This window comes from Pseudomonas emilianonis (assembly GCF_023072625.1).
GTDB classification, from domain to species: domain Bacteria; phylum Pseudomonadota; class Gammaproteobacteria; order Pseudomonadales; family Pseudomonadaceae; genus Aquipseudomonas; species Aquipseudomonas paraveronii.
In genome coordinates this window covers 1-2367 of record NZ_JAKNRV010000552.1, presented here as the reverse complement: position 1 = coordinate 2367, position 2367 = coordinate 1, and the positions used below count along the sequence as shown (strand labels likewise).

General features: G+C 63.4%; 3 protein-coding genes. 2 read left to right on the top strand and 1 reads right to left on the bottom strand.

All coding sequences use genetic code 11. From position 1 onward, the window contains the following. A partial coding sequence (gene pyrF / locus L9Z73_RS29200; protein WP_247408341.1) for an orotidine-5'-phosphate decarboxylase occupies nucleotides 1–515 on the bottom strand: 515 nt, incomplete at its 3' end. A gap of 259 nt (nucleotides 516–774) precedes the next feature. Here pyrF and L9Z73_RS29195 point away from each other — a divergent pair. Continuing rightward, complete coding sequence (locus L9Z73_RS29195) at nucleotides 775–1539, top strand: response regulator (protein WP_247408339.1); 765 nt, start codon at nucleotides 775–777, stop codon at nucleotides 1537–1539. Next, nucleotides 1539–2367, top strand: an 829-nt coding sequence (locus L9Z73_RS29190; protein ID WP_247408337.1) for a HAMP domain-containing protein, incomplete at its 3' end; no start/stop codon positions are given. The genes L9Z73_RS29195 and L9Z73_RS29190, both read left to right, overlap by 1 nt.

Here is a 2367-nt window from a genome sequence, read left to right as displayed (position 1 = left end):
GGGTGGGCGGTCTTGAGGGCCCGGGCTTCCAGCGCCGAGCAGACCAGGCCGTCGAGGCCGGCTTTCTGCGCCAGGGCCGCCAGGCGCAGCACTTGCTCCTGAGGTTCGATATCCAGGCCGATCGCTGCCAGGTCCTCGCGTTCCATACTGGTCAGCACGGTCACACCGATCAGCAAGGGTTTAGGGCCGCTGCGCTGTTCCAGCACTTCACGGCAGGCGGTCATCATGCGCAGGCCGCCGGAGCAGTGTACGTTAACCATCCACACGCCCATCTCGGCGGCGGCCTTGACCGCCATCGCGGTGGTGTTGGGGATGTCGTGGAATTTCAGGTCGAGGAACACCTCGAAGCCTTTGTCACGCAGGGTGCCGACGATGTCAGCGGCGCAACTGGTGAACAGTTCCTTGCCGACCTTGACCCGGCACAGCTTCGGGTCCAACTGGTCAGCCAGCTTCAGTGCGGCGTCACGGGTGGGGTAATCCAGGGCGACGATGATAGGAGTCTGGCAGACGGACATTGGAATGGGCTCTCAGGCAAGTCGAAATCGGCGCGGATTGTAGCGCAAGCGACGCCGTTGCGGGATCCGATGATCGGTAAATACTGACCAAGCGCGCCCAAGCGGACATTTCGGGCATTTGTATCAAAACAGATACATTCACGACATGCCCTCAACACGCCCTACCGCTAGCCTCGCCCGCACGACCCAACGACCAGCACTTCCAGCCATGTGGCTGGGCGCCTATGCTGACCGCCACCACCAGGCAGATGATCGCACTATGCATACCCCTTCCGTCCCGCTGAACGACGAGCAAAAAGGCGCGGTGAGCGCCGATGAAAAGCGCTGGAACACCCGCGCGCTGATTGTCGACGACGATGTGCCGATCCGCGAACTGCTGATCGACTACCTGGCACGCTTCAATATTCTCGCCACCGGCGTCACCGACGGCGCCGCGATGCGCGTGGCGATGCAAGCCGAAACCTTTGATGTGGTGGTGCTCGACCTGATGCTGCCGGGCGAAGACGGCCTGACGCTGTGCCGCCGGCTGCGCGCCGAGTCGGACATCCCGATCCTGATGCTCACCGCCCGCTGCGAACCCACCGACCGCATCATCGGCCTGGAACTGGGCGCCGACGACTACATGTCCAAGCCGTTCGAGCCGCGTGAATTGGTGGCGCGCATCCAGACTATCCTGCGTCGGGTGCGCGATGACCGCACCGAGCAGCGCGCCAATATCCGCTTCGATAACTGGCGGCTCAACAGCGTGTTGCGCCAACTGGTGGCCGACGATGGCCTGGTGGTGCCGCTGTCCAACGCCGAGTTCCGCCTGCTGTGGGTGTTTATCGAGCGTCCGCGCCGGGTATTGAGCCGCGAACAGTTGCTGGATGCTGCCCGTGGTCGTTCCATCGAGGCCTTCGATCGCAGCATTGATCTGCTGGTCTCGCGCCTGCGCCAGAAGCTGGGCGATGATCCGAAAGCACCGCAGTTGATCAAGACCGTGCGCGGGGAAGGCTATCTGTTCGACGCACGGGATATCGGCTGATGCGCAACGCCTTCAACACGTTGTTCGGGCGGCTGTTCGGTGTGTTGCTGGTGGCGATTGTACTGGCCCATGCGTTGGCGTTTTTCTGGTTCCACCACTACGACCCGCCTCCGCCGCCGGCCAAGGACACTTTCGTCGAGCAACCGGACGGCACGCTGAGGCCTCTGCAGAAACGTCCTCGCCCATGGTTTGGCGGCCCGGTGGTGCCCCTGACGTTTCAGTTTTTCTCGCTGATCACCGCCGCCTGGTATGGGGCCAAATTGTTGAGCCGGCCGATCCAGCGCCTGAGCGAGGCCGCCGAGCGCTTGAGCCTGGACCTCGACAGCCCGCCTCTCGACGAATCCGGCCCCCGTGAAGCAAAACAGGCCGCGTCGACCTTCAACCTGATGCAAAAACGCATTCGCGAACAAGTCGGCCAGCGCGCGCGCATGCTCGGCGCGGTCTCCCATGACCTGCGCACCCCGCTGTCGCGCCTCAAGCTGCGCCTGGAGCAGATCGAAGACACCAAGCTGCAAGGCCAGATGCGCCAGGACCTGAACGACATGATCGGTATGCTCGACGCCACCTTGAGCTACCTGCACGAACAACGCACCAGCGAAAGCCGGCACTGGCTGGATGTGCAGGCGCTGGTCGAGTCGATCAGTGAGAACGCCCAGGACCAAGGTGCGGATGTGCAATGTGCCGGTACCAGTGCGCCGTTGCAGGTACAACCGATGGCGTTGCGCTCGTGCCTCAATAACCTGATCGACAACGCCTTGCGCTACGCCGGCGCCGCCCGCGTGGAGCTGGAAGACGGCCGCGAGGCCCTGGTCGTCCGTGTGATCGACC

Excerpts from the sequence above, each read along its gene's own strand:
- L9Z73_RS29195 (WP_247408339.1), top strand. The coding sequence starts at position 775 with ATGCATACCCCTTCCGTCCCGCTGAACGACGAGCAAAAAGGCGCGGTG.